Genomic DNA, 4,182 nt, shown 5'->3' on the forward strand with positions numbered 1-4,182 from the left:
GTCCGATCCTGGAAGGCCGCCACCCGATCACAGTCAACGGCAGCAGTACGATGGATGTTATCAGCGTGCTGCGGATCATTAACTCGGCCAGCTCGCTCCAATATCTCGGCATCATCGTCCTGGATATCGATATCCGCCTGTTTCAAGGCATCGTCGAGCCAATGGATCGGGTGACCCAGGGCAGCTCGCTCATTATGGATGAGCAAGGACAGCTGGTGTACGCCAGCGGTGATGCGAATTCGGTTCAGGATCGGCTGACCGCGCTGATGGCGGCGGCCAAGGGTCAGAAGGAAGGCCATTTTGAATCGACGATACACGGAACCCGTTACCTGACCGTCTACTACACGTCGGATCAGACCGGATGGACGACGTCCGTCACGATTCCGCTGTCCAAGATTTTGTACAAGGTCCAACAGAACAGCCGGGCGCTGATGGTTACGACCTTAATCCTGCTGGCGATCGCCCTGTTCGTCGCAACCTTCTTCTCCCACGCCTTGACCAAACCGCTGAAATCCATGGTTCGGCTGATGCGCAAAGTTCAGCACGGCAACCTCGACGTCTGGATATCGCCAAAATATAATGATGAGATCGGCATGCTGGGCAGCCATTTCAACCGGATGATTCTGCGGGTCAAGGACCTGCTCACCGAAATCAAGCTGACGGAAAAACGCAAGCAGACCGCCGACATGAGGGCGCTGCAGAGCCAGATCAACCCTCATTTTATTTACAATACGCTCGAGTCCATCCGCATGCTGGCCGAGAGCAACGACGATCCGCGCGTCGCCAAGCTGACCTACCTGCTGGGAAACCAAATGAGATATTCCATCGTCCGCAGCGGGGACCCGGTGACCATCCGGCAGGAGCTGGAGCATGTCCGCAACTATTTCGACCTGCTGGCCATCCGCTTCCCGGACAAATTCCGGCTCATCATGGATGTGCCTGAGCCCTACCTCGGCCTGTCGGTGCTCAAGCTGGTGTTCCAGCCGATTGTGGAAAATTCGGTCTTTCATGGGCTGGAGCGCAAGCCTGGACTCGGCACCATCACCATCACCGCTTTGCGCGAACAGGACCACGTCGTCTTCGTGATTGGCGATGATGGAGTCGGCATGGATGCGGATACCGTCCAGCAGCTGAACCGCAGCCTGAAGCACGGCGACTCGGGCGGTGCATTCGGCATCGGGCTGCATAATGTGGCCGAGCGGGTACGTCTGCATTACGGCGGCTCCTGCGGTCTTGAAGTGGAGAGTGAGCCCGGGCACGGAACCCGGGTCATTGTGCGCATTAAGGAAGAACTCCCCGACGAAGACCAAGAGTAAACATCATTACAGCAAAGGCGGGAGAGAAATATGCTTCGAATTGTGATTGTGGACGATGAAGTTCTGATTCGCGAAGGCCTGTCGCGCATGATCGAAAAGGAAAGCGGCCTCTTCCGTGTGGTCGGGCAGTTTCCGGACGGCAAGGATGTACTGGACAGCCTTCCCGGCCTGGAGGTCGACGTGGTCATTACCGATATCCGGATGCCGATTGTGGATGGTCTAGACCTGATCAAGCAGCTGAAGGCTGCCCGCCCGCACGTCCGTTCCATCCTGATGAGCGGTTTCACCGAATTTAACTATGCCAGGGAAGCGATCCGCGCTTCTGCGGTCGACTACCTGCTCAAGCCGATCAACAAAGAGCAGCTGTTTGAGCTGTTGTACCAATTGGACGAGGAGCATCAGTCTTCGCTTGAGAAAGAAGCCTTGAGCCGCAAGCGGCTGCTTCATTCCTGTTTTCTGAGCGAGTCTCCCCTCCCCTATCTATCCGAAGATACCGGGCTGCCCCTGTCCTGTTATGCCACGTTCGTTCAGAAAGGCGGATCGCTGGAAGCCGCAGCCGGGCGGATCCAGCAGCACCCGGAGCTCGTCTGTGACTGGATCTCGGTCCAGGAGCGCATGCTCGCCTGGGTCTTTTATTTTCCGGAAGCTCCGGAGCATGAACAATTGAAGCAGATCGCCCGTCTGCTGGGCGGCGCGGAGGAACAAAGCGAAGAGGAAACGGCGGTTCATATCGGATTCAGCCGCATCCACAACGGCACTGCCGAACTCAGAGCCTCCTATGAAGAAGCCATGCAAGCCTGTGACCTGGGCCTATATTCAGAGTCGAGCCTATATTATGCCGCCGGTTATGCCGGGGAAGCTTTCGGAGATATCGTCGAAGCCGAGGATGCCGTCCGCGGCATGAACCTTGCCGAGCAGCTTCAGCTCCTCCATATTCCAGCCGTGCTGGAATGCGTCCGTCAGTGCTTTGAGCGGCTGAAAGAGCAGCGTGCAGGTACCGGGACGATCGTCCGCGTCTGCAGTCAACTGGAGGATATGGCATGCCGAGAAGTGCAGGAGTACCGGGAGATTCGGAGCAAAGAAGCCCGCGCCCGGCTGGAGACGCAGCTGCGAGCCTGCATGAGCTTCTCCAACATGGAAGATTGTTTTGTGGAGGCGTTCAGGTCGGCGCTGGAAAAAGTGTACGGACTGCGCAGCGAGATGGGCGGTAAAGCCGTAGAGATCGTCAAGCGCTGGATCGCCGAGCATTACAGCGAGCATGCCGATCTGAACACCCTGGCGGCCATGGTGTATCTGACACCGAGCTACCTCAGCAAGCTGTTCAAGCAGGAGACCGGTCTGACGCTGACCGAGTACATCACCGACGTGCGTCTGAAAAACGCCAAGCGCCTTTTGCGGACCGAGACGAACATGAAGGTGCACCAAATCGGAGCGGAGGTAGGATATGCGGATCCCGCTTACTTTAATAAGCTGTTTAAGAAAGTGGTCGGCGTCACGCCAAACGAATATAAAAAGTGGAAATAGCCGCCAATAAACAAGCGCCCTGAATCGTCAGGACGCTTGTTTGTTTTATCCGCTGTTTTTTTCGTTCCCCATGTCACAAATCAGACTCTTACCTTGTTATATGTGCAAAACGTCATAAAGCTGGGAAATGATCATTGGATTTACCCACCACTTTTCAAGGGAGTGTTGTTCCATGGCGGTCAAAGCATTATTGGATCAAGCAAAGGAAGGTTTTGTTGTCAAAGCGCCTCAAGAGGTGCAGTCGCAAGTTTTTCGGCACATTCAGGAGCAGCAGGAGTCCGGCGTCGTTTTCGGTCTCACGGAAGAGGACAAAGCACCGGATTTTACGCTAACGGGTCCGCTCGGTGAACAGGTGAATTTGTATCGCGAGCTTTCGAAAGGCCCGGTTATTCTGACATTTTACCGCGGCAGCTGGTGTCCGTTCTGCAATATCCAGCTTCGGGCTTACCAACAGATGCTGCCGGATATATTGAAGCTTGGCGGCCAGCTGATCGCCGTTTCCCTGCAGAGTCCCGACAACTCGCTGTCGCATAAGGAGAAGGAAGAACTAACCTTCCAGGTGCTGAGCGATCCGAACGGGCGTGTCGCAGAAAGCTACCGAATCCTGTACGAGCTGCCGGATTACCTGCAGGATGCCTACAACAATTTCGGCCTGGACCTCACCGAGTTCAACCAAACCGATCGCTGGATTTTGCCGCTTACGGCCACGTTTATTATAGATCAGGAAGGGAATATCCGCCGCGCTTATGTCGATCCGGACTTCATGAAGCGTATGGAGCCTCAGAAAATCATCGATCAATTGATAAAAATCCAAGCCATTCACGAACGATAGGCAGCATCGTGCAGCTGCGAAGTTTCAAGACAAGGCTGTCCCAGATGTCATTATGACAAATGGGGCGGCTTCTTCATATTGACCAGACCTGAATTTCGGCAGCCGGTGAGTTTTCACTGCCCTTTTTTCTTGACCTAAACGTGGTTTTTATTGAAAATGAAAGAACTGGCATGGAAACTCCGCATGTACGCCCTGGAAAAGGAGAGACACGAATGGAGGAACTGTACGGGCAATATAAAGCACTGCTGTTCACGCTGGCTTATCAGTTGACAGGGTCTGCGGCTGACGCGGAAGATGCGGTGCAGGATGTGTTCTTAAAGGCGTACGGCTTGCCCCCCGAACGTTTGGAGGAGCCGAAAGCATATTTATGCAAAATGGTCACTAATCACTCCCTCAATCTGCAAAAGACGGCGCGGAAAAAGAGGGAAATGTACGTCGGTCCGTGGCTCCCCGAGCCGATCCGGACGCCGGAAACGGATACGCTCGAGACGGCGGTCGTTCGCCGCGATC

General features: G+C 54.9%; 4 protein-coding genes. All 4 read left to right on the forward strand.

What is annotated here, in order from left to right:
* A partial coding sequence (locus CPT76_RS18945) for a sensor histidine kinase (RefSeq protein WP_105443930.1) occupies window positions 1-1,316 on the forward strand: 1,316 nt, incomplete at its 5' end.
* 30 nt (window positions 1,317-1,346) lie between these two features.
* Window positions 1,347-2,840: a response regulator transcription factor gene (locus CPT76_RS18950; RefSeq protein WP_105443931.1), complete on the forward strand. Its 1,494-nt coding sequence runs from the start codon at window positions 1,347-1,349 to the stop codon at window positions 2,838-2,840.
* A gap of 172 nt (window positions 2,841-3,012) precedes the next feature.
* Window positions 3,013-3,672, forward strand: coding sequence for a peroxiredoxin-like family protein (locus tag CPT76_RS18955; RefSeq protein WP_105443932.1), 660 nt, complete (start codon window positions 3,013-3,015; stop codon window positions 3,670-3,672).
* A 212-nt stretch (window positions 3,673-3,884) separates the two neighbouring features.
* A partial coding sequence (locus CPT76_RS18960; RefSeq protein WP_308737617.1) for a sigma factor occupies window positions 3,885-4,182 on the forward strand: 298 nt, incomplete at its 3' end.

This window comes from Paenibacillus sp. AR247 (assembly GCF_002968895.1).
GTDB classification, from domain to species: Bacteria; Bacillota; Bacilli; order Paenibacillales; family Paenibacillaceae; genus Paenibacillus_AQ; species Paenibacillus_AQ favisporus.